This is a genomic window from Nostoc sp. (assembly GCF_036917135.1).
GTDB lineage: Bacteria > Cyanobacteriota > Cyanobacteriia > Cyanobacteriales > Nostocaceae > Nostoc.
The window spans coordinates 16583-39609 of record NZ_JBALEA010000042.1 but is presented as its reverse complement, the minus strand read 5'-3'; the positions used below and the strand labels follow the sequence as shown (position 1 = coordinate 39609).

Below are 23027 nucleotides of genomic sequence, written 5' to 3'. Positions count from 1 at the left end.
ATCTGAAATCTTATTCACAAATCAGATATGAGTCCTATAGTACCTAGATATTTATCAATGACATTGATATCCTAACTATTACAAATCTGGCAATTATTGCACTGTATTCTCGATTTTCTTTAGTTCTGAAATGCAAGATATAGTAACATCTTCACGGCAAACTGAACTCGTAACACAACAGATGATTACCTACTAAAGATTTTTTACGCAAAGAGTCTGGTTTAAACTCGTCATTTATATTATTCCGATCTGACTTGCTTAATTTTGTCCATGTAGTCAGCTTATTATCAGTGTTAAACCCATTATTAAGGTTAATACCAATGATATCGGTAATTAGATAACGATCATGAAAATCATCCCAGAAAAAAACTTGAGCAGTTAGATTTGCGTTCTTTAAAGCAGGAGAAATATTTTGAAATTGTGTTTTTGCATCTGCTTTTGAAAATTTTTTACGTAAGTGAATTTCAATAGTCTTTTTGGGTTCTTTTATGTCTCTTCTTGCTGCGGTGATAAGATAGTGAAAATCAGTGTAATTTCTTTGCAGTGGATCGGGATCGAAATATGGATCAATAAATTTAATCATTTTAGCTTGATTTAGAACCACTCCTAAATACTTTAGATATTCATTAATATTTCTTTGAAGACGAACAGAACAACTATGGGTTTGTAACCATTTAGCAATAGTGAGTTTCTCAATCGAACAGATTTCTGCTACACTACTAAAATTTGCTGCTGTTTTCTGAGAAGTTAAAATAGCATTTAAAAACTCATTTTTGCGAGAATCAACTGCTTCTTGGCACCACTCATCATGACTAGAGGGTAATGCTGTAGCTTTAGCTGCTTTAACTTTACGCAACCGCAGCTTTTCAATAATGTATTTTGTATTTGGATGTTTAGAAGGATGGTTTAAAACATATTTACTCCATGCCCCATCTCTTAAATCACGAATTAAGGCTTCTTCTTCTAAAATGATTTCTTTGAGTTCTTTCAATTTTGAATAGCATAACTGGCGACGCTCTTGATCATCGCCAATGTAACATTCAATGTCAAAAATACATGAGCCTAGCGAGTATTCAGTAAGCATAGTTAGGGAAATATCTCCTTTAATCTCTCTTCAAAGAAACCCTCTGGCCATAACTCTAGAAGCTCTCCACACTCATTTAATGGGATCTCTCGCACTACAGTCTGTTCTCCAATAGGCTCTATATAGAGGACACAAATATCTTCAGGTGTTACTGGTGGAGTTCCATTAGGGAGTTCTTCATTAAAAGTTTCTCGCATCCTCCGCATTATGCGAAGAAGTAAATTTTCGCTATGAGTTTCTAAAATTAATGTATTTTTGTTGGCTCCCAAAGCTGACTCTATCAAGACATCTCCAAGTTCTGCTTGCAGTTTGGGATGTAAATGGATTTCTGGTTGTTCAATGGCAATTAAGGAATCAGATAGACTATAACAAGATACGAGGATTGGAATTACTTGACTAATACCAATTCCCACATCACGATGGCTGACTTGTGTTTTAGTTCTCTTATCAAAAAAGACTAAATCTGAAATGCGATCGCCTTCTGAAGTCATATCATCTACCCAGATTTTTGATAGATTCTCGATATCAGTCATCATCGAAACAATATCTTCAATTTCCGGGAGAGTACGGTTATAATCCAAACCGGAAAAAAAATACCTCATTAAGCTGTATGAGTTTGAATCTACTGCTGACTTCAAACAACATATTTGCCAAAATTGACTGTTCCCGACATTTGTATCTTCTAAATCAGTTATTATTCGTTCAATTTCTTCTTGAAGATTTTCACCAAATCCTGCTGCGTGAAAAACCAACTCAACGGTGAAATCGTGTAAGCTTTTGGTAAGAAGGGAGTCAAGTTTATCCTCTAAATGTGAATCTGGTAATAAAGTACGCTTCCTTAACTCATAAGGGGTTTTCATTCTGTCAGTATCCCCTAACCAACCATTTACCTTGTTGCGAACTTCAGCATTATTCAACAGAATGTCCCAAGCATAACCACCACCAGCGTGCCAATTAGCATCTTGCTGTCGAGAAAAGGCAAAATGCCGGGGTGGATAAGTGCGAAATGGCCCCAGGTATCGTAATTTTTCTAACTCACTCTCTACTGTTTGGGTAATCGCGCTGACTATATCATTTAGTCGGTAGGGAATAAACAAGCGTATAACATCGGCTAAAGTATTCTGCCGATTTTGAGGGTTTACAGGTGTGATGCTATCAATATTTGCTTGATGCGAATTTTCAACTTGGATGGTTGATGGTAAGAAGCGATAAACTTGTGCTGTAATCTCTGGGACAAGAATCTTGATTACCTGCTCAATTTCTTCCTCATCTTGCGGAGTTACCTTTAATTTAAATGTCTTTGCCTCTATAATCGCTTCAATCAACGGACTAATTATTCGATGCTTGTGGTCAAGGCGATCTAACTGAAGCCTACCCTTGGGGCGGGAACTCATATCCAGCACTCTTTCGCCATCAGCCTCTAAAAAGAATGATCGCACTTTTATACCTCCATTTTCTGAAGAGTGCATCCCGATACCAACACCCACAGTTAGTTTTTTGATTGGTTCTAATAAACTACCGAGTCCCTTATCTGATAAGTTAATGTTGCTGGGGTCAAGGTCTATCGCCCACTCTACAGGACGAGTGCGATCGCGTTTATGAACATATTGCCCAAAACCTCCCAAATCAACAGAATCACCCCCGGCTTCTGTGCGATAAACATCTAGCTCACCTTCGTTTGTAATAGCGTGATGCGCCAGCAACAGGCTGTGAAGTATACTCGATTTACCGGAACTATTAGCGCCATAAATCAGCGTGAGGGGACGAATGGGGATGTATTGAGTATCAGCAAAAGCTTTGAAATTACTGATACGGAAACCAGTTATGGGCGAATTGGCTTTGTTTTTAGCTGATGAATCTGTTTTACGGGGAGGGGGATTTTTTTTAGGCATATTAATATAGTTCAGTGAAAACCTTGATGGCTTTCCTGACTTTTTAGTGGTGAGTGGAATTCATATATTTTGTCTGTTATAAGCAAAAATAACCTAAAAACGGCTTCTCTACTATATTGGTAGAGTTTAATGACATTCTCGTATTTTTTTACTGTGTGGCTTCTTCTTACTTGTAATAGTATTAACGATATATTTTACACATTTATTTTATAAGTGCCACTTTTGCATTCTTGGGTAGATATTTTTACAACAGGGAAAGCTGCTGAGAATCTTTATTCTCAGTCAAATTGAGGACTTTTGCTTGCTCTTCCATTTCTGCAAGCAGTTCTTTCATGTGTGCTTCTCGCCATTTTGCTGTGAGTTCTCCAGAAAAAGCACGATAAAGGAGAACATCAAATAATTTTTCTAGTTTTTCTTTTGTTCTACTGATACCAGCCAAACTTGCTCTACACTCTGTAACTACTATCTGGAATTTCTTCAACTGTTCCTGAGAGGGAATTAAAATTGGCAGATTGAGTAGTTCATCAGTATCAAATTTTCTTGTCCCATGTCCTGCTGTACCCACTTGGGACAATATTTTACGGTTAGATGCTTTTAATGCAGCGTGTAGATATGTTGAATCAATATCATTGCGATTAGGATAAAGTGCTTTCATATCTTGATTAATTGTTAATCGAGTAGCTGCTAATGCAATAGGAATGGTATGCGCTAAAATCATACCCCTAACTACAATTAAGATTGCACCTGGCTCTACATATTTTATATTCGTTTCTTCTATTGCTTTTTGAGATACATGGTCAATAGAATCAAAAATTATATCTTGCTTCATATCTTTGGGAGATACCCAAGGAATATCTCCATCCCAATAATCTGGATTTTTTTTCGACGGTGTTCCCCCACTCTGAATATTTACTAAACTCCCTAGAGTTTCAGTATTCATATCTGTCCAAGTTGACGGCTCACCAAACATTTTGATGAATAGCGCAGGCAAAATGCGATCGGCTTTAGCATCAGCATCAGCCCGCATTTTTCGCAGTGCATCAGCTTGATCTAAAATCTCAACTATACGGAGTTGTTCAGAGGGAGGAGGGAGGGGTAGGTAATAAGTTGTAAGAAAATCCTCTGGAACTCTTTGCTGTCCCACACCGCCACGCATACTTTGTTTAGCTAAATTGCGAAAACTTTGCTGTCTTATAAAGTAATAGATATATTCAGGCAGGACTGATTTATTAGGTCTTAGAACATGAAACTCAGTTGAACCAAATCCCAAACTATTAACTAAATTTTTCGCTAAAGCTGCCTTACCATTTTCCATACAAGGAGTAATTTTGGCAAAGAGGATATCATTTTCTTGAAAAGGCGTATATCCACGTCTAACTTTACTTAAAGTACGAATTTCTGGAAAAACTATTGAAGCTGTTTTCTCTGAAACAGCAGACATCGACACAAAAGTTACTTCTGTTTCATCAGGTAAGCTAGTCCATTCTCGATTACGAGGGTTAATATTTGCTGCAATAGAAAGAGGTACAATAGGCCACTTCATGAAACCGCCTCCACATCACGAAGCAGCTTTTCTAGCCCAGAGGCAATTTCTCGCTCAATTTCCAAGACTTCTCGAATCAACTCAACCGGATCATCATCAGAAACAGCCTCAGTTACCTGTGGCTTATAACGCCCAGCAGCTAAATTGTAATCATTTTCGGCAATAGTCTCCAAAGATGCCCACCAGCATCGGGGTTCCTCACTTCCCGGCTTCAGCAACTCCCCCTTTTCAAAACCTGGAGGTTGTACAAAACCCGATTCCCGATAAACCTTCCACTGCTTTAATAAATTGGGAATATCGTTAAGTTCTGGCGTTTCCGGTCTACCCCCGCCGGAAATCTTGTCAGGATCGTAACCATCATTTTTAACTTCATAGAACCAAACTTGATTCACCTGACGCACCGCAGATTCCATTGGATTGCGAATTACCAGCACGGCCGTCTTCACCCCCGTATATGGCTTAAACACCCCCGCAGGTAAAGAAACCACCGCTAATAAATCAAATTCTGTCACCAGTTTTTTACGCAAATCCACATGAGCGCCAGTGGAACCAAATAGTAACCCTTCTGGTACAACCACCGCACACTTTCCAGCCGCTACCAAAGACTTCATGATTGCAGCCAAAAACAGCAATTCACTTTTTTTGGAATTTGTCGGTAAATCTGCACGGATAGAATCTTTGGGTAACGTTCCCGCAAAAGGGGGATTATCAAACATCACCTTATAGCGACGGCGCAAATCATCTTCTGTCAGTCCCCCCATATCTGACAAGACATTTGCTACTTTCAGCTTGGCGTTGCGAATTCCATGCAGCACCAAGTTCATCATCGAAATTCGCATCATCTGGCGGGAGACATCAAAGCCATAAATCGACTCTTCCAACAGTTTCCAGTCAGGTAATCTATCCCCATTTCCTTTACGATAAGTCTGGAGATTGGGGATTTGCTGTTTTGCTTCAGCTAAAGTCAGTCCCCGTTTTTCCAGCCAATCCTCACCGTAAATCGGCACTTCTATGGGATTTTCGCTGTACTTAGCCAAAATATACTCAATACTATCAATCAAAAATCCTGCTGTTCCACAAGCCAAATCACAGATAGTATCCCCCAAATCAGGGTCAACCATCTCCACCATAAACGCCCGTATCTGTCGGGGAGTACGGAATTGACCATTAAGCGCAGATTGACCTAAATGGGTTAACAGGTACTCAAAAATATCACCTTTGACATCCTGACCCATTTTGAGGAAATCCAAGGTATCGAGTTCATCAACTACCAACTTGAGAACATTCGGGTCATTAATTTCTAAAACCGCATCCCGGAAATACTCTGCCACTTTTGGCTCATCTTTCAGCAAAGAATTCGCCATGTAGGGGAAAACTTCATCCCGCAGAAAGTCCCGTAGTTCAGTACCACTCTTGAAACGCCATTTCGACCAGCGATAACGTTCTGCTTGCTGGGGAAATAGTAATTTAGCATTACCATTATTACCCATGAGGCGATCGCGTAACTCCCGATTTGCTTCTTCTTCATCCAACAGCTTCAGGTATATCAGGTAAGAAATCTGCTCAATGTAAGTGACAGGATTTGTTACCCCACCAGCCCACAAAGTATCAGTAATATGCTTGAGTTTGCGCCGAATTTCTGAATCCATATTTCTCTCTTAACCCTCTGTACCTGTAGTATCCACCGCGAACACAGAGCGGTTTAGTTCATCAAAAATATCCCGCAATCCCTGCTCACCAAACAGTTCTATACCTAAACCAGCAGCATTGAGAACTGAGAGGGGTGGCAAGAATAAATCATCTATGGTTAGCTGACCTTTGGCAATACCCCGATTCTTCAACAAAGAAAGATACTGAGCTTGCGCTGGTGCAAAAGAGTGAGAAACCAACCAAGCTCTAAAATTTTCTTCCAGTAATTCTTCCTGGCTTTTAAGCTTTAATATTCCCAATGCAGCCCGAATAAAATCAATCAGGCTACCATTATAATTGCGGTAAGCTCGCCGCAGGTTTTCTTCATTAAAGTAGTACCGGGGTGTATTCAAACGCCGCACCAGTTCCGTTTCTTCTGTTTCAGTCAACAGTTCTCCATCCCGAATTTTCTGGAGTGTTGGATCATTAGTTACAGCAGATTGAATTGTTTGCTTCCAGTTAGTGACATAATCCTGCCTATCAACCCGTTCCCCTTCTGTACCTACTTCTACATAATTGACATATTGCTGCCATCTATCCCTCAGCCCTAATTCAATTAATTCTGAACGAGGACGGGATTGTTGCTGGTTGCTTCTAATTGATACATGACCTCGACCAGTTTCCGCATAAATATCAGTATCGCTATCATTAAAATATTCGTGATTTCTGAAAAAATCATAAATAACAAACTTGCGCTTATCAATATGTGGCGCAGTCCTTGTCCCCCGTCCACGAATTTGCTGATAAAGAATTGGACTCCGCACTGTCCGACACATAACTAAATGCAAAACTTCCCGGCAATCAAAGCCAGTATTGAGCATATCAACACTGACTGCAACTTGTGGGTAATCCTCATATTTGAACTGGCGAATTAAATCATCAGCATTAGCAACATCACTTGTAATTACTTCAGCGTAACGCCCCTTACATTCTGGATGTAATTCGTTCAGATATCTGGTTAAGCGTGCTGCATGATTTTTTGTCAAAGCAAATACTATCGACTTACCAGGCCCAATCTTTTGTCCTGGTGCTAATTCTTGATAATTCTCCCAAGCCAGTCTGTCAAATTCCTGCATCATTAGGCGGTTACTCGCCTCATTAGTCCACTTGCGTTCAAAGTCTGCTGGGTCATAAGAAACCTCATCAACTTCAGCACCTTCAGCAATAATTTCAGTTATCCCAGTAGCGAATCGATAGGGGACAAGATACTTTTGTTCAAATGCTGTTTGAATAGCGTAAGTAAAATCTGGCTGCTCATTCCGGCAGTTGTAGAAATCAAAAGTATTACGTTCAATGTAAGCTGCTGGCGTAGCACTTAAACCAATATGGAACGCATCAAAGTGAGTAAGTGCCGTCTGCCAAATACCATAAATCGAACGGTGACATTCATCAGCCACAACAACATCAAAATAGCCGCTAGTAAACTCCCGATAACGGCTAATCATAGTTTGGAGTAAGCAAACTGTAATTTGCTGCTCTTGCCGGATCACACTCGGCTTCAGCCAGTAGCTACCATACTGATTTAAAACATCTTGGATTGCTTCTAATGCCTGTTTTGCTAATTGTTCTCTATCTACTAAAAACAGGATTTTTTCGGCATATCCCGATTGAATCAAGCGTTTTAATTGCAGACAAATTAAATCAGTTTTACCTGTTCCAGTTGGCAGTTCGAGTAAAAATCGCCGCTTCCCCAATTCAACCGCATGGTCAATAGCTTGCATAGTTTCCCTTTGATAGGGACGGACTAAGCGAATTTCTCCCTGTCGAGTGTAATATTCAGGAATTTCAATAGTAGCTAGAGGTTGACGGGTTGAGCGCATTTCAAGCAACCGCTCTAAATCCCGCCGGGAAAAAAAAGAATTGACAATCCGGGCATCATCGTTTTGATAGTCCCAGAAATAAATCAGTTCGCCATTACTGAGGAAAATAAACGGTGCTTCCAACTTCCGAGCATAGGGAAGTGCTTGATTTTTAGCAACATAAGGCTCAATCGCACGCTTCTTAGCTTCAATCACTGCCAAGGGACGACCTCTTTGGTCAAGTAGTAGATAATCGGCTCTCCCTCTTCTCCCATCTGCCATTTGAGCCGAAACTTCAGTCATTACCTGAGATTTATCAGCTGGGTTCCATCCTGCTTGGCGGAGAAGGTCATCAATATTAATACGTGCGTCTGTCTCTTTGCTAAAGTTGCTCATCAAATCACTCCTGTCTTACCAAAGTTAGCACGAAGCCCTCAGTGTCAGTGCCTTTTCCGCTTTATCTCAGAAGTTTTAACTTTTTCCCAACTTCATCGCCAACTTTTGATAGATTTCGTCCAACCACACCGGAATTACAGGCTTACCTGCATCCAAACATGCGATCGCCTTTTTTCTGTCAAACTCCACAAGCTCAAGCGATCGCTCCTGTGCTTGTGACAACAACATAAACCGCTTACCTTTACCTGAAGTAAATAACTCCGGCTCTTGGTCTTTCAGCTTTTTGAGCGTGGTGCTGGCTATGTCAAAACTTAACCCCACAGATAGCCAATATGACATTGCAGCCAGTTCCAGCAAATTAGACTTTGAGTAATAAATACTACGTCCTGTCCCAGTATCACTGATTACAGGAACAATCACCCCCCTCTCTCGCCAATACTGTAGCTGACGAAGGGTGCAGCCTGTGATTTCAGCAGCTTCCTTGCTTGTAAAAAATGTCTCCTGCATACAATTTATTTTACAGAAGACTTGTTTAATACAATTATGTTAGTATTAGACAATATTGTTTTAAGCCGATGAGCCAAATCACTATTCAGTGTCGTCTTGTAGCCTCAGAATCATCACGCCACCAACTATGGAAGTTGATGGCGGAGTTAAATACGCCACTGATTAATGAACTATTGCATCGGGTAAGTCAACACCCAGAGTTTGAGAGTTGGCGACAAAAGGTCAAACACCCCACTAGTGTTGTCAAAGAACTCTGCCAGCCTTTAAAAATTGATTCTCGTTTCATTGGTCAGCCTGGACGGTTTTACGCGAGTGCGATCGCATTGGTGAATTACATTTATAAATCATGGTTTGCCTTGATGAAGCGATCGCAGTTCCAACTAGAAGGTAAAAATCGCTGGTTGCAAATGCTCAACAGTGATGTTGAATTGATAGAAAGTAGTGGTGTCAGCTTAGATAGTCTTCGCACTAAAGCTGCTGAAATTTTGGCTCAATTTGCTTCCCTCAATACTGCTGAAACTCCATCAACAAATGTAAAAAAAGCTAAAAAGCGCAAAAAAGCTCAAAATTCAGATAGCAAGAGGTTATCAAAGAACTTATTTGAGTCCTATCCCAAGACAGAAGATAACTTGACTCGTTATGCTATCAGCTATTTACTCAAAAATGGTTGCAAAATCACCGATAAAGAGGAAGGCAAAGGCGATCCTTGGAATGTTAATCGCTTAACCCTCTACTGTTCTGTGGATACACGCCTATGGACGACTGAAGGAACCAATCAAGTAAGGGAAGAGAAAGCTGAAGAAATCGCTAAAATTATCACTAATACAAAAGCCAAAGGCGACCTTAATGAAAAACAGCAAGCCCACATAAAACGGAAAAACTCCACCTTAGACAGAATTAATAACCCTTTTCCTCGCCCCACTAAACCTTTATATAAAGGACAATCTCATATTCTTATTGGTATTAGCCTTGGCTTAGAAAAGCCTGCAACGCTAGCGGTAGTAGACGGCACTACAGGTCAAGTAATTACCTATCGCAGCATCAAACAACTACTGGGTGATAATTACAAACTGCTAAATCGACAGCGACAGCAAAAGCATTTTTTATCCCACCAACGCCAAATAGCTCAAACGCTTGCTGCACCAAATCAGTTTGGAGAATCGGAGTTAGGGAAGTATATTGACAGATTACTAGCGAAAGAGATTATTGCGATCGCCCAAACATACTGTGCTGGAAGTATTGTTCTACCCAAATTAGACAATATGCGAGAGCAAGTTCAAAGTGAGATTCAAGCCAAAGCTGAACAAAAATCAGACTTAATAGAAGTTCAAAAACAGTATGCCAAACAGTACCGAGTTAGCGTTCATCAATGGAGTTATGGCAGATTGATGGCAAATATTCACTCGTCAGCTGTTAAAGCTGGAATTGTTATAGAGGAGTCAAAACAGCCAATTCGAGGTAGTCCACAAGAGAAAGCGAAAGAATTAGCGATCGCAGCTTATCATTCTCGCAAAATAAACTGATTGACAAAATACCGAACCTTGATAATAAAATAAGAAAATTCAACAGCGCCGCAGTTCATGCTTGTTATAAGCCTCTGTGCTGTGTAAATTTGGGTTAGTTTGACTGCTGTTAAACAGTCTTGCTTTCTGACCCTGGTAGCTGCCCACCTTGATGCTGCTGTCCCTTGTGGATAGGAATTAGGTGCGCCCCCAGTAATAGAGGTGCGGGTTTACCGCAGTGGTGGCTACTGAATCACCTCCGAGCAAGGAGGAACCCACCTTAATTATTTTTTGGCGAATCGAAGCGGGGTCAATTTCCCTGGGGATCTGCCAAAACTTCAAATCGCTTATTGATTAAGGCTTGTAGCTTTTCTGGTGTCAGTTAATTTACTTTTTTAAGTGTTAACAGACAGGCGATTTTGGGAGACTTGCCAAAAATGCATTCAGAACTGTTGGCAAATCAAGGGTTTGGAGCGCAGAGTTTCAACACCCCTCCCAGCTAGAGGCGGGTTGAAAGTAAGAACGATGAGGAAGCACAGAGATTCTGAGTTTCAACACCCCTCCCAGGTAGAGGCGGGTTGAAAGCATTGCAAATTAGTATGTGGATAGGTTATTTTTTCGGGTTTCAACACCCCTCCCAACTAGAGGCGGGTTGAAAGCCTGATACTGAATTTGTCGAACTCGCTCTCGGCAACGTTTCAACACCCCTCCCAGCGAGAGGCGGGTTGAAAGTGCCAATGAATGAATCCGATCCCGGTTCGATCAACTGGTTTCAACACTCCTCCCAGCGAGAGGCGGGTTGAAAGTCGCTACGACTTTCGCTGTCAATGGGTATGTCCTAGTACATTAAAAGCTTTATTGAGTTTTGGAATTTTTCCAGTGTTCATAGCAAACACTTTTTAGGTGGGTTGAAAGGATAGAGCAACAGATTCTTTGTTTGAAGAGCTTGATTTTAGCTCTAATATTGAAACCGATTAGTTACCCTATAAAAGAAGAGTTCTGCCATACTTTAGGTATGGCAGGGTGTTGTAATGATATACAATTTGTCAACACGGACAATAATTTGGCAAGAAGGACATTAATCTGTCAACGCGGACAAATAATTTGGCAATCGATACGAGCGCGGAGGGATTTGAACCCCCGACCCACAGAACCGGAATCTGTTGCTCTATCCACTGAGCTACGCGCCCTTAGTCTTCCGCATTATAACACGTCTGGGATAGAATTTGCAGCCTCAAAAAACTTGGTTTTTGGCTTAAAGATAATTAGCTGGATCTACCGGTGTACCATTTCGACGCACTTCAAAGTGGAGATGGGGACCAGTTGAGAAACCTGTAGAACCAACAGCAGCGATCGCTTGTCCGCGTTCAACTGCTTGTCCTTCGGTAACATACAACTCACTGGTATGTCCGTACAATGTCGTCATGCCATTGCCGTGGTCGATAATTGCAGCTCTACCATAACCACCATACCACCCAGCAAAAATCACTCTGCCCGAATCGGCTGCCCGAATTGTACTACCATAGCTAGCGGCAAAATCTAACCCGGCGTGAAAGCGACGATAGCCAAGGATTGGGTGTATCCGCCAGCCGAAGGGACTGCTGGTAGGAGCATCGCTAGGATATGCCATTACACCAGTTCCCCGAACGATCGCACTTGTCCGACTGTTGGTTTTTGTTTGCGCCGATTCTGTTTCTCTGCTTTCTGCTACCTTTTGTTGAATCAAGATTTCCAGATTTTTGGAATCTCTCTCTAGCTGGTTTTGCGCTGCTTCTAGGGCGAGGCGATCGCTATTGAGGCGTTGAATCAATTCTGATTGCGATCGCGCCTGGGTTTGATAATCGGCTTTTTCTGCTAAGAGTTGCTCACGAATCAAAGCAATTTCGTTTTTTTGCTGTTCTAATTCTGTCTTCTGTTTATTGATCAGGTTTGCTTGGGTGTTGAGTTTTACCAAAATTTGCTCGTCTGCCTGATACACTAACTTCAACTGATGACGACGGCTGAAAAAGTCGCTAATATTTTCACTTTCGAGCAAAACTGCCCATCCCACAGAAATTGGCGATCGCTGGAGATAACGCAATCGTGCTACTGTTGCGATTTGACGCTCCTGATATGAACGTTCCGCCACAGCTAAATCAGTTTCTAACTGCTGAAGGCGTTGGGTGGCGACTTGTAATCGTGATTCGCTCTCTTGAATGTAGCCATCTGTAGTTTGCACATTTTGCTTTAAACCAGTGAGGTTTTTTTGGGCTTCTTGTTGAAGATTAGTTAAGCGATCGCGCTCGTTAACCACACCCTGATGTTGCTGGTTCATTTGTTGCTGCTGTTGTCGCAAAGTATCAATAGAGCCTGTAGACGTTGCGTAGGCTGGAATTAATGCCAAATAAATCCACAAAATGCAGCAAAATGCAATAGATAAACTGTAATAAATCTGCTTTTTTTCAAGAAATCGCCCTCTCATAGTGTGTAGCCCAACCACAACGATGCTTTTAAACACTATGAGGATTATTCCCAAAATCTGATTCACCCACTCCAACAGATTATTAAATTGGCCTGCCAAGTTGTAACACAAGGATTCCAGCTATGTCAGCATTGAGCAGGTTTATTAGCGGGTGAGATGTATGAACGCACGTATAGCAATTCTCTTAATTACCTTGGTTTTTCCAGGTTTAGCAGTGGTGGGAGTATCATTATATTGGTTTAATCTCGATTATGCAGCACTGATTAAAGCTGAAAGATATGTGGAAAACCTGGTAGAGGTTGGAAAAGTAAATGATAGACAGTTGGAGTATGCCTATCATCGCACCTACATTCATCGCATCAACGTATTTGCCGATGGCACCTGGGGATTGCTAGGAGGTGTAATTACAGCGCTAGGTATACATGGTTTAGTCACTATTGACACAAGTAAATAAAACTACCATAAATAATACAAAGTTATTTTTGTTCGCTAGTCAAAATAAAGCGAATAATCTGACTAAATGCTTGCCTATACTGCATTTACAGCTATATTTCAGGTAAATAGACCACGCGGTAGGGGCACAGCATGCTGTGCCCCTACGATAGATGTGGTTCAAATACATGAAAACTGCTGTAAGTTCAAAATACAAAAATAGTATTTATTCCAATTTAGTGTAATTGCTGACACCATTGCCAAAATGAGTTACAAATGAGCAGTCATTGACGTGGAAAGTGAATATCTAGTCAAGACACATTAAAACTATATCTTTGGGAAAAATTATTGTTTTTCCAAGGAAGTACTTGCAGGGTTATTCGTGCCCTGGGTATGCCCTCATTTTCATATCCGCATCAAAAAACCGTAATTTCTTGAGGAGACACTAACTCATGGACTATCAAAGCCCTTTAAGCAAAAAATCCTCCCGCCGTGGGCTAATAATGAGTGGAGCAGTTGGTGGTATAGCGACTGCGTTGGGTTTGCCGTTGATTACCAAGAAGGCTGATGCTCGGACAACAACTGCTGGACGAAACGATGTCAAAATTCTCAATAATGCTCTTTATTACGAACACCAGGCAATTTGGGCTTATGGTGCTGCTGCTGGCAAACTAACTAGTACTGAGGTTGGTAAAGCTGTTTTGGCTTTGGCGCTCCGCAACCAAGCGGATCATAAAAACCATCGGGATGCTTTAGCAGCTACGATCACGAGTTTGGGGGGAACTCCAGTAAAAACCGAGTCTACCTATGATGTTTCATCATACATCAAAAGGGGTGAGGGCAACTTGGATAGCGATGTGAATATTGCCAAGCTAGCTTTAGCTTTGGAGACAGATGCAGCGATCGCCTATAGCCAGGAAATTGCTAAGTTGAAAACTCCAAAATTGATTACTATCGGGGCGAGTATCGGCTCTACTGAGTCTGCCCATGCTGCGGCTATTCGTGCCACTTTCAAAGCCCTCGGAGTAAATATCGAAATCGTACCAGCGCCTTTTGTTAGCTCTGAGAATCGTGAAGCTTGGGTGCTGAAGGTATAAATGGGGAGTGGGGAGTGGGGAGTGGGGAGATGAGGGAGATGAGTTAATAACCAATGCCCAATGCCCAATGCCCCATGCCCATTAATTATGGGCTTTCCAGTTTGCCAAATCAGCTAAAGAGCGATCGCGGTAACGTCCATAACGCTCCGGTTTACTTTTGATTTTCACTCCTAAATCGGGAAAAATCCCAAAGTTAGGCGGCATTGGTTGAAAATGCTTCGGCGAAGCAGAACTAATAAATTCTAATAACGCACCCATCATTGTTGTTGGTGGTAAAACCAAAGGTTCTTTACCCAAAGCTAATCTTGCTGCATTAATTCCCGCCAAGCAACCACCCGCCGCCGCAGCTGTGTAGCCTTCAGTACCAATCAATTGCCCTGCTGCTAACAATGTCGGACGCTCTTTAAATTGCAAGGTAGGATGCATTAACTGAGGAGCATTAATAAAAGTGTTGCGGTGCATCACCCCCAGGCGCACAAACTCTGCGTTTTCTAAACTGGGAATTAACTGAAATATGCGCTTTTGCTCACCCCAACGCAGATTTGTTTGAAATCCTACCATATTCCACAGTTGACCGGCTTTATCTTCTTGTCGCAACTGCACCACAGCATAAAAACGTTCCCCGGTGCGAGCATCTGACAATCCCACTGGCTTGAGGGGGCCGTAACGCATGGTATCTTCCCCTCGATGCGCTAGTTCTTCTATGGGTAAACAGGCTTCAAAAAATTTCGCCGTTTCCCGTTCAAAACCCTTGAGTTCTATTTGTTCAGCTTTACAGAGTTCTTCCCGAAAATGCAAGTACTGCTCTTTATTCATTGGGCAGTTGAGATAAGCCGCTTCACCTTTGTCATAACGTGATGCCATAAAAGCAACGTCACGGTTAATCGATTCTCCCACGATAATCGGGCTAGCTGCATCAAAAAAACTGAGGTATTCCATCCCCGTAAAGCGGTGCAAATCTTCGGCTAAGTCGGGACTAGTTAAAGGCCCAGTGGCCAAAACCACAATTCCTTCAGGAATCGCAGACACTTCACCCCGGCGGAATTCAATTAAAGGGTGATTTGCTAAAGTTTGAGTCAAGTCTTGGCCAAATTGTCCCCTGTCTACAGCTAGCGCCCCACCCGCAGGTACGGCGTGTTCATCAGCCTTAGAAATGACGATAGAACCGAGTTGGCGTAACTCTTCGTGCAATAATCCAGTAGCGCGATCGCTTGCCATTGCCCCAAAGGAATTACTACACACTAATTCTGCCAAATGTTCTGTATGATGAGCCGGACTAAATCGCTTTGGACGCATTTCATGCAGAATTACTGGCACTCCAGCTTGGGCGATTTGCCAAGCTGCTTCTGTTCCAGCTAGTCCACCTCCAATTACTTCTATCGGTTGTTGTTCCATAGTTAAATTTTTAATTCCCATCTCATAAGTATCCACCAGCATCAGCGCTAGGACGCATCAACAAGTCGGCTATTTTAGACATAGCCAGGAGTGACAGTATAACGCACCATCAATAGCAGCAATTACAAATTATCTGTGTCAATTCCCTTTTCTTGGAGTTTAGCTAACAATTCTTGATAGCGATCGCGCTCTTTTTCTAATTCTTGTAAAGCCGCTTCCTTTTCGTGTGAAGCCGCTTCTAATTCTTGTAAAGCCGCTTCCTTTGCTTGACGTTCTCGTTCTGCACGTTGGCGTTCTTGTTCCCGTAACTGGTCAATTTCTCCGGGGCTTAAAAACTTTTGTCCGGTGGAAGAAACAATTTCCAGGGTATCCGGTGTCAGTGTAAAACGGATTCCTAAACGCGGACTTACCCAGCCATTCATCTCTTCGATGACTTCAAAACTATCCTCAGAACGGAGCAAGCCATTTAAATCATTCTTATCGGGATCATAAATATAATATTCTTCCACACCATAACGCTGGTAAAAATGCAATTTCTTGGTCATTTCTTTGAGGGTGTTACCTGGCGATAGAATTTCAAATACTACCTGTGGTGGTATATTATCTTCATTCCACTGTAAATAGGAACCCCGTTTGCCTTTTGGTCTGCCAAAAACTACCATCGTATCGGGCGCTTGTTTAATATTAGGGTTTCCTTGAACTGGATACCAAAACAAATCTCCGGCGATAAATACATCAGCTGGCGATGGAAATAAGATTTCTAAATTTTCTTTAATTTTGACAATCCATGCAAATTGTTCTGTATTATCTGCCATTGGCTGTCCGTCGCTTTCCGGGTAGATGACTTCGATGGTGGTTTCTGGTGTGACTTGTTGTACCATTGCTGCACCTCCAAGTATAGGTTTTAGATGATATTTTTAGTTGAGATAGCGATCGCGTTAATATTGATTTTAGCTATAAATTAAGTCGGCGATCAAAAACCAAGCTAAATACAAGGGTGCGTTACCGCTTTGCTATCACGCACCGAAAATCTGGGATGGTGCGTTAGCCTACGGCATAACACACCCTACAAAACTAGGTTTTTAGGACTTATGTGTACACCGTAGCTTTCTAGGATATAGGTCATAGTGTATTTTTAGGTATTGTTATTACCAAGAAATTTGGCTTTTAATTCTTCCAATTCTTCATCTATTTTATTTTTACTAGGAGTTTGAGATATGGGGTTTGGTGGCTGTATTTTATTTGGTTGAGGTTTGCTACTACCCAAAAATTGGGTTTTCATTTCCTCTAATTCCCGATCAATTTGACTAGGAGATTTCGGTACAAAAGCTGGTGGAGATTTGGGTGGTGATTGAGGGATCGGTTTTGCCGCTATCGCTGGTGTAGCTGCTACTTGTGACTGATGATTTAAATCGTTGAGAACTTCATCTACTGTTTGATAACGCCGAATTGGGATACTTTCTAGCATCTTGTTGAGAATGCGATTCAACTGATTACTAACAGGGGTTTTCAAGTATTGCTGCCAAACCCAAGTATCGTTGTTGGTATCATAAGAATCGAAGGGCGATCGCACTGTTAATAAATTAATACAAGTCGCACCCAAACTGTAAATATCGCTAGCGAAAACAGCCCTACCTCTCATTTGTTCTGGTGCAACATATTCAGGACTACCAATACTAGTACCAGTTCTGTTTAAGGCAGTGCCAGTGGCAGATTTAGCAGCACCAAAATCTACTAATACTAGTTTGCGATCGCTCTCACGTAAAATAATATTTTCTGGCTTAATATCGCGGTGAATTACCTGTCTAGCGTGACAAAATTGCAATACTGATAATAAATCATTTAGTAATTGCTGAATTTGCGTTTCACTAAAAGCACCTCTATGTGCTAGTTCCTGGGCTAAGTTGTGCCCATCGATAAATTCTTGTACAAGATACTGCCGAGCTTCTTGGGTAAAATATGCCAGTAGTTCGGGAATTTGGGGATGTTTGCCCAATTCATCTAACTGCACCGCTTCTTGGTTAAATAACTCTACAGCTTTTGCAAGAGTATTAGTGCCTTGAGATTGGGGATAAAATTGCTTAATTACGCAGCGTGGTTTTGAGGGTTTATCCTCATCCACAGCTAAGAAGGTTTTGCCAAAACCACCTTGTCCGATTGGTTTGATAGCACGGTAACGTTCTTTGAGGAGTAACTTAGAACCGCAAGTCACACAAAACTTGACATGATTAGGATTTTCCGGTTTGGGACAATGGGGATTAAGGCAGTAGCTCATACAGGCGATCGCTCTTATATCTCTTTATTTTCTCCTGTCCCAGGCAAAAGGGGGTAATCAACAGATTTTAAATTTTGGATTTTGGATTTTGGATTTGTGTCACCCACAAGGGTTGAAAGCGCGTGGCGGGACTTTAGGGACTAACAAATAAAAAAATACTCAACTACTTATTGTGGGGTGGGCGTCTCGGCCGCCCTTGTGTATGGGCGCTCATGTTGCCCACCCCAGAAGATTGGGTAATTTATTTGTTGGAAGTCCCTTAGTCTGGCATGAACAAAAAGAATCTAAAATCTAAAATCTAAAATTAATCAAGAGCGATGTCTACGATGGTCACTGAGCTTTGTCGTACAAGCTACGCGCAGCGTCTCGTAGAGAAGTGCGGGCTACACCGCGCTAACTACCCCATACCTTCCATAACTGGATGGAAGTAGAAGGCAAAACCCAATACTGTATAGGCAGCTAATAACAAAGTACCTTCCAGCCAATTGGACTTACCATCGGAACTAATACTGTTGGCAATCAACACTGACACAACCACAGCGACTAATTCAAAGGGTTTGAAATCCAAATCCATCGGTTGTCCCAATATCCGTCCTGCTATCACCAACACAGGTGCGACAAATAGGGCAATCTGCATACTTGATCCCACAGCTACCGAAAGGGAAAGATCCATCTTATCTTTCATCGCTACGGTGACTGCTGTGGCGTGTTCCGCCGCGTTACCGACGATGGGAACCAAAATCACCCCTGTAAACAGCGCCGTCAAACCTAGCTGAGATGTGGCCACCTCCAAAGTACCGACTAGCATTTCTGATTCAATTGCCACTAGCAAGGTACATACTAGCAGCACGCCAATCCATAACGTCATATTTGGTTTAGCGTGAGAGGTTTCCTCTTCTTCTGTCTCCGCTACACCCACATCGTATAGATAGGAGTGGGTTTTCATCGAAAATAGCAGTGTTAGGGCATAAACCAAGATTAATACTACAGCAACAGCAATAGAAAGATTTTGCAGTGTTTCTTCGTTAATTCCTTGAGAAGTGTAATTCATCGCCGTGGGCATCAAAATGGCAATCACCGCCAAATTCATCGAAGCAGCATTCACCCGCGCCACAATTGGCTGAAATGTCTGTTCTTTGTAGCGCAGTCCTCCCAAAAGCATGGAAAAACCCATCACCAGTAGTAAGTTGCTAATAATCGATCCCGTGATACTGGCTTTGACTACATCTATTAACCCAGCGTTCAGGGCTACGAGAGCGATGATTAGTTCTGTAGCATTGCCAAAGGTGGCGTTTAACAAGCCCCCTAATGATGGTCCGACTACGACAGCAATTTCTTCTGTGGCTGTACCCATCCAAGCTGCTAAGGGCAAAATTGCTAATCCAGCTGTAATGAAAACTATCAAGTCTCCCCACTCCAGAAAGTGGGCTGCTAGAGAAACCGGGATAAACAGCAATAGAACGAAAAGAATAATGTTTTTGGTTGACATTTGTTGTCTTAAGTTGAGGGTATCTTACGGAGTTATAAGTTATAAGTTATGAGTTATGAGTTATGAGTTATGAGTTATGAGTTTAATCTACTCCTCACTTCTAACTCCTCACTTCTAACTCCTCACTCAGCACTCCGATATGATACTCTCAACCGTCTATAGAGCAATTCAGAGATTGTACTGTTTTCATCTCACTGCTGCGGATGTTGTGTAAAATAAAATTGCGATATAATGAGTTATCGTAATCTTTTGTTGCAAAAGTCTGAATCTGTGCCAATATGTTACATCGTAAATAAGGTTTAATATATTAAAAGACAATTAGAATTTTGATTGGCGGTGAAGAAGATAAAACCCCTAACTGGGGAGCATCCCAAATGTGCAAGTTTATTTTTATCCGGGATTTTGGCTTAGGCCAATAATGAAATAACGAACCGCCAAGGACGCCAAGGACGCCAAGGAAAGAGGTTTGTACAGGGTTTTTCTGCTAGTTTTGTGCCTTTTGGCAAAATTGGGATGCTCCCCCTAACTGAGGCTTTGTTCAATGGCTAATTACTTTGAGCCTTCAGGGAAAGGGCTGTGCGATAACGCAGATTTCCCACTACAATAAAATCGCTTTGTCAAAAATTTGGTTGGGTTATATAGTTGTTTTTTATACCGGATTTTGTGCGGGAACCATTGGAGAAAGGTTTATGCACAATGTTTTCGGTGCAAGTGCAAGTTTTTTGTTTTGGATAAATATACATGACTTCTGCTGCCCAAATGCCAGCTAACTCTGGCTCAACGTTAACATTACATTCAGATCCCAATAACACCAAAGAAACCGATCCCCTGGGAAAGGCTAATGGTATTTATGTGACGGTGCATGGTCATTTTTACCAGCCACCAAGGGAAAACCCTTATCTGGACGCAATTGAACGCCAACCGAGTGCTGCACCTTTCCATGATTGGAATGAGCGGATTCATTGGGAATGCTATCGCCCGAATGCTTTTGCCAGAGTCTTAAATGACCAAGGTGAAGTGGTGGGGATCGTCAACAATTATGAGTATTTCAGCTTTAATATTGGGGCAACGCTGATGTCGTGGCTAGAACGCTACGATGTGGAGGTTTATCAGCGAATTTTAGAGGCGGATACGAAGAGTAGCGATCGCTTGCATGGTCACGGCAATGCGATCGCGCAAGTATACAATCACATCATCATGCCTCTAGCGAACGAACGCGACAAATATACCCAAATTCGCTGGGGTAAAGAAGACTTCCGCTCCCGCTTTGGCCGCGATCCCGAAGGAATGTGGCTAGCAGAAACGGCTGTAGACTACGCCACCCTAGAAGCTCTTGTCGCTGAAGGTATTCGCTTCATTATCCTTGCGCCGTCTCAAGCACTGCGTTGCCGTCCCCTCCCCACTCCAGATCATCCCCATCCTGAATGGATCGAAGTCGGTGGTAGTCAGATTGATTCTACCCGTCCCTATCGTTGTTATTTGCAGCCGACATTAGATACTTCATCTTCACCTCTGAGTGCGAACGCCACTAGCCCCAAAGAAGATCGAAAAGAAGAATTACCCTACATTGATATCTTCTTTTACGATGGTCCGATATCGCGGGATATGGGTTTTAGTGATGTGGTTTATAATTCGAGTCATTTTGCTGGACGTATCGGTTCAGCAGTACGTGGGGATCATCGTCTGGCACAGTTGATTTCTGTGGCCACGGATGGAGAAACCTTTGGACACCACAAAAAGGGAACTGAGAAAACCTTAGCCTACGCCTTTACCAAAGAGTTTCCCCAACACGGTTGGACGGTGACGAACTTCGCTCACTACCTCAGCTTAAATTCTCCCGGTTGGGAAGTGGAATTAAAGTCAGTCACCGCCTGGAGTTGCGCCCACGGTGTCGGCAGATGGGAAGATGACTGTGGTTGTGGTGGAGAAGGCGGTGTTTGGCATCAAAAATGGCGTCGTCCCTTGCGGGATGCCCTAAATTGGCTGCGGGATCAGCTAACTGAGGTGTATGAAGAACAAGGTAGGCAGTTATTTCGTGATCCCTGGCTAGCACGGGATGAATATATCCAAGTATTGCGCGATCGCTCTGCTGCCAATGTTAACCGTTTTCTCGCCCGTCATCAAACCCACAAACTAACCGCCGCCGAACAAGTAGACGCTCTGCGCCTGTTAGAAATGCAGCGTCACGCTTTATTGATGTTCACTAGTTGCGGTTGGTTTTTTGAAGAAATTTCCCGTCCAGAGGGGACACAAATTCTCCGCTACGCCGCCCGTGCTTTGGAATTAGCAGGGGATGTGGCTGGTGTGCAGTTAGAAAAAGGCTTCGTCAAACGTCTTGGTTTAGCCCCCAGTAATGTGGATCAGTTCAAACACGGTGCCGAAATTTATCGCCAACTTGTGTTAACCGCCCAACTTGGCTTTAAGCAAGTAGCAGCCCATTACGCCATTACTTCGTTATTTAGCAATCAGAAACCAGCAGAGACACACAATTCTTTGCCGAGAAAAGATGCTGCCGATCAACAATCTCAGCGTTACCATAAGCGGGTTTATTGCTACGCTGCCAATGAGCTAGATTACCAATTGCAACGCATGGGATCGCTAACTCTGGCTGTGGGAAATTTAAAGCTGGTATCAGAGATTACTTGGGAAAGCGAGCATTTAGTATTTGCAGTTCTGCATTTGGGAGGCTGGGATTTTCACTGCGGCATTCAACAATTTACTGGGCGGCGTGACTACAGCCAATTAAAAGAAAAGCTGTTTGGCGCACTGCAACAAGCGAGTGCGGCTCAGACTATCTTGGCGATGACACAGCTATTTGGAGAAGAAGCTTTCAGCTTGCAAAATCTATTTGCTGAAGAACGCCACCGAATTATGCGGCTGCTGAGTCAGGAAACACTGACACGTTTAGGGCAGTTGTATACTCAAGCCTACCGTGATAATTATGGTGTGCTGATGGCGTTTCATCGAGATGAAATCGCAGTACCGCAAGAATTGCAGGTTGCAGCCGATATTGCCTTAGGGCATCGTTGTCTGATGACATTGCGATCGCTTGAGCAAGAAATTGCTGATCCCCAAAAGAGTTGGAGTCACCTATTAGAATTGGAAGCGATCGCAACTGAAGCAAAACATCTGCGTTGTCATCTGAATATTCCTGAAGGAAAGCAGATGTTAGAAAAATTAATTGCGCGATCGCTCTGGCAATTATTGCACGATGCCAATGGTAGTTTTAATGCAGATATCCAACTACTGGAGCGATTGATTGATGTCGGGGATCAACTAAATATTGACATTTCCCTACAGCGATCGCAGGAACTATACTTTAGTTGTCTGCAAAGTCAGATCGCGCCGGTGTGTATCACTAACGTTGACAATGAAGGGGATAATCAGTGTTTTCAGTTGCTTAAGTTGGGCAAAAAGTTAGCCGTTGATGTCAGCATGATCTCAAATCAATTGAGATAGATGTACG

The 23027-nt window shown here is 42.3% G+C and carries 15 protein-coding genes and 1 tRNA gene; 4 read left to right on the top strand and 12 right to left on the bottom strand.

Translation table 11 applies throughout. The annotated features are described in order from the left end of the window. Positions 1-151: 151 nt before the first annotated feature. The 6 genes from V7K50_RS12970 to V7K50_RS12945 form a co-directional block, all read right to left on the bottom strand. Positions 152-1084: an MIT C-terminal domain-containing protein gene (locus tag V7K50_RS12970; protein WP_334960525.1), complete on the bottom strand. Its 933-nt coding sequence runs from the start codon at positions 1082-1084 to the stop codon at positions 152-154. A 2-nt stretch (positions 1085-1086) separates the two neighbouring features. Then, entirely contained in the window at positions 1087-2976 is a 1890-nt protein-coding gene (locus V7K50_RS12965) for an AAA family ATPase (RefSeq protein ID WP_334960523.1), read from the bottom strand. 244 nt (positions 2977-3220) lie between these two features. Further along, a complete protein-coding gene (locus tag V7K50_RS12960; protein ID WP_334960521.1) occupies positions 3221-4519 on the bottom strand; it encodes a restriction endonuclease subunit S in 1299 nt (432 codons plus the stop codon). Continuing rightward, positions 4516-6168 (bottom strand): type I restriction-modification system subunit M, encoded by a 1653-nt coding sequence (locus tag V7K50_RS12955; RefSeq protein WP_334960519.1) that lies wholly within the window; start codon positions 6166-6168, stop codon positions 4516-4518. Before V7K50_RS12955 ends, V7K50_RS12960 begins: the two co-directional genes overlap by 4 nt. A gap of 9 nt (positions 6169-6177) precedes the next feature. After that, on the bottom strand, positions 6178-8403 hold the full coding sequence (locus V7K50_RS12950; protein ID WP_334960517.1) for a DEAD/DEAH box helicase family protein: 2226 nt from the start codon (positions 8401-8403) through the stop codon (positions 6178-6180). Between the two features lie 75 nt (positions 8404-8478). Then, complete coding sequence (locus V7K50_RS12945; RefSeq protein ID WP_334960515.1) at positions 8479-8910, bottom strand: MerR family transcriptional regulator; 432 nt, start codon at positions 8908-8910, stop codon at positions 8479-8481. A gap of 68 nt (positions 8911-8978) precedes the next feature. On the opposite strand from V7K50_RS12945, the gene cas12k reads away from it, so the two are divergent. Beyond that, complete coding sequence (cas12k, locus tag V7K50_RS12940; protein ID WP_334960513.1) at positions 8979-10433, top strand: type V CRISPR-associated protein Cas12k; 1455 nt, start codon at positions 8979-8981, stop codon at positions 10431-10433. A 1096-nt stretch (positions 10434-11529) separates the two neighbouring features. Here cas12k and V7K50_RS12935 read toward each other — a convergent pair. Together V7K50_RS12935 and V7K50_RS12930 are read right to left on the bottom strand one after the other, a co-directional pair. Then, positions 11530-11602: transfer RNA gene (locus tag V7K50_RS12935), tRNA-Arg, on the bottom strand. A gap of 65 nt (positions 11603-11667) precedes the next feature. Then, positions 11668-12873 (bottom strand): murein hydrolase activator EnvC family protein, encoded by a 1206-nt coding sequence (locus tag V7K50_RS12930; RefSeq protein WP_334960576.1) that lies wholly within the window; start codon positions 12871-12873, stop codon positions 11668-11670. Between the two features lie 160 nt (positions 12874-13033). Here V7K50_RS12930 and V7K50_RS12925 point away from each other — a divergent pair, with 160 nt between their 5' ends. Continuing rightward, positions 13034-13327, top strand: a complete 294-nt coding sequence (locus tag V7K50_RS12925; protein WP_334960511.1) for a hypothetical protein — start codon at positions 13034-13036, stop codon at positions 13325-13327. 430 nt (positions 13328-13757) lie between these two features. Then, on the top strand, positions 13758-14402 hold the full coding sequence (locus V7K50_RS12920; RefSeq protein ID WP_334960509.1) for a ferritin-like domain-containing protein: 645 nt from the start codon (positions 13758-13760) through the stop codon (positions 14400-14402). Between the two features lie 81 nt (positions 14403-14483). On the opposite strand, the gene trmFO is transcribed toward V7K50_RS12920, so the two are convergent. From trmFO to cax, 4 genes are all read right to left on the bottom strand, one after another. Next, the gene (gene trmFO / locus V7K50_RS12915; protein ID WP_334960507.1) at positions 14484-15797 is read right to left on the bottom strand and encodes an FADH(2)-oxidizing methylenetetrahydrofolate--tRNA-(uracil(54)-C(5))-methyltransferase TrmFO; all 1314 of its coding nucleotides are present in this window, start codon (positions 15795-15797) and stop codon (positions 14484-14486) included. 122 nt (positions 15798-15919) lie between these two features. Next, positions 15920-16678, bottom strand: coding sequence for a Uma2 family endonuclease (locus V7K50_RS12910; RefSeq protein ID WP_334960505.1), 759 nt, complete (start codon positions 16676-16678; stop codon positions 15920-15922). A 254-nt stretch (positions 16679-16932) separates the two neighbouring features. Continuing rightward, positions 16933-18072, bottom strand: a complete 1140-nt coding sequence (locus tag V7K50_RS12905; RefSeq protein ID WP_334960503.1) for a serine/threonine-protein kinase — start codon at positions 18070-18072, stop codon at positions 16933-16935. Positions 18073-18469: 397 nt separating this feature from the next. Continuing rightward, positions 18470-19561 carry a calcium/proton exchanger gene (gene cax / locus V7K50_RS12900; protein ID WP_334960502.1) on the bottom strand — a complete coding sequence of 364 codons (1092 nt, stop codon included), beginning with the start codon at positions 19559-19561 and terminating at the stop codon, positions 18470-18472. Positions 19562-20302: 741 nt separating this feature from the next. Here cax and V7K50_RS12895 point away from each other — a divergent pair. Beyond that, on the top strand, positions 20303-23020 hold the full coding sequence (locus V7K50_RS12895; protein WP_334960501.1) for a DUF3536 domain-containing protein: 2718 nt from the start codon (positions 20303-20305) through the stop codon (positions 23018-23020). Positions 23021-23027: the final 7 nt, after the last annotated feature.